Below are 1,541 nucleotides of genomic sequence, written 5' to 3' on the forward strand. Positions count from 1 at the left end.
CGCTCACGCAGCTCATCGTTGTACTTCTTCGGTGCGGGCATCGCTGATGTTCCTCCCAGATTTCGATGTCTCCATCAAACCCGGTGCGGGACAGGGTCATTGCGTTTTAGCGTTACTGCTGGTCACCGTGTCGATGAGGTCGTGTGATCGTCGGTCGGCGCGTCGGTTGGCGCGAGCGATGTTGGTTTCGCCGTTGATGCGGTGCCAGCCGATCGCGGTGTTACGCAGGGTGGCCATGACGGCGGGGCCGGTACCGGTCCGGGCCTGGTGGTGGTCTTCACGGAACGTGACATCTCTGACGTTATGGACCTGGTTCTCGATCAACCACTCTGCTCTGGCCCAGTGCTGCAGGTCGGCGGGCTGGGCCTCGGCGGCGGGCAGGGACGTGATCAGGTAGGCGGTCTCGCGGCTGGTCTTGCCGCCGGTGGTGCGGGTGCGGGTGATCCGGACGGCTTGCTGAGCGTGCGGGAAGCTGATGCCGCCCGGGGTGTGCAGGGTGACGGCTTTGACAGTGCGGGTCTCGGTGCGGCCGTGACCACGGTTGCGGGTGCGGTCACCTACCGGGACCTGCGCCCAGGGCAACGTCTTGAGCTGGGTGAACAGGGTTGGCTGGTTGCCCTTGGCCTGCAGTAGCAGGTGAGCGCCGCGGGCGGTGATCTGCTCGGCGTGAGACGTCTGGGTATGCAGGGCGTCGGCGACGAACAGGACGCCGTCCAGACTGCCGAGCACGCGCTCGACGGCGTCCAATAGTGGGGTGAAGGCGGGGATTTCGTTGCTTTTCGTGTCGACGGTGACCTGGGCCAAGACGATGCCGCTGCTGGTGTCCAGCGCGGACAGCAGGTGCACCTGACGGCCGTCGCCCAGGCGGGCGCCCCGGAGCGTCTTACCGTCGACGGCGATCACGGTCCGGTAGCGGCGTGGCCGTACGGCCTGCGGTCGTGCCCGGGAACGCAGCCAGCCGGCCAGAACGGTGCTGATCAGGGCGGCGTCCAGGCGGGTCAACAGCCGCCACACCGTGGTGCCGGCGGGTACGCCACGGGTGAACCCGAGCCGGACCCGGGCCGGTTCGTCCAGGTCGTACAGCCAGTCGGCGATCGCCGTGAACGACGTGGCACCGGCCAGGACCGCACACACCGCGACGGTCAGCAACGCTGCCAAGGGATACCGCACCCCGCGCGGGTTCCGTGGGTCCGGGACCAGGCTCACCGCGGCCAGGAGCCCTCCGCATTCACTGTCGGTGATCAGCTCTGGTGGCGTGTCGGTCCCGGGGGTTGTCACGGTCAGTACGGAGATCAGAGATGATGTCATCGGCGGGTGAAGTCCTCGGTTGTCGTGCAGCGTGAGAACTCCATGATCACCTTGGGGGCTTCACCCGCCTCCACAGAGGCAATACACCTCGGAAAACCCCAGCTCAGACGCCCGCACGGCTAGAACGCAATGACCCTGGGCCGTAGGCGTAGGCATTCCATTGCTGAGGGTCGCTCAGGTCCATGATTGGGTCGACGGAGATAAACCTGCCGAGGGTGGGGTCGTATTCGCGG

Annotated in this window: 1 protein-coding gene; it reads right to left on the reverse strand. The window is 66.5% G+C overall.

From position 1 onward, the window contains the following. Positions 1-96: 96 nt before the first annotated feature. Positions 97-1,308: an ISAs1 family transposase gene (locus ABZ795_RS28715; protein WP_357532638.1), complete on the reverse strand. Its 1,212-nt coding sequence runs from the start codon at positions 1,306-1,308 to the stop codon at positions 97-99. Positions 1,309-1,541 lie beyond the last annotated feature (233 nt).

The organism is Micromonospora sp. NPDC047134 (assembly GCF_040643455.1).
GTDB lineage: Bacteria > Actinomycetota > Actinomycetes > Mycobacteriales > Micromonosporaceae > Micromonospora.

Excerpts from the sequence above, each read along its gene's own strand:
- ABZ795_RS28715 (WP_357532638.1), bottom strand. The coding sequence starts at position 1,308 with ATGACATCATCTCTGATCTCCGTACTGACCGTGACAACCCCCGGGACC.